This is a genomic window from Cupriavidus sp. SIMBA_020, assembly GCF_046535395.1.
Lineage (GTDB): Bacteria > Pseudomonadota > Gammaproteobacteria > Burkholderiales > Burkholderiaceae > Cupriavidus > Cupriavidus campinensis.
Map to the genome: position 1 here is coordinate 1 of NZ_JAWRWU010000832.1, position 263 is coordinate 263.

Below are 263 nucleotides of genomic sequence, written 5' to 3' on the forward strand. Positions count from 1 at the left end.
GCTCGCCGGCCGCTACGAGAACGCGTTCTGCAGCGTGCGTCCGCCCGGCCATCATGCCGAACCCGCGCGCGCGATGGGCTTTTGCTTCTTCAACAACGTCGCCGTGGCCGCGCGTCACGCGCTCGACGTGCATGGGCTGTCGCGCGTGGCCGTCATCGACTTCGACGTGCACCACGGCAACGGCACCGAGGCCGCGTTCGCCGGCGACGATCGCGTGCTCATGTGCAGCATCTTCCAGCATCCGTTCTATCCGTTTTCGGGCG

1 pseudogene is annotated in these 263 nt (G+C 67.7%); it reads left to right on the plus strand.

Annotated features, from left to right (window positions below):
• Positions 1–263: pseudogene (locus SB751_RS31710) on the plus strand (histone deacetylase family protein); the annotation flags it as partial.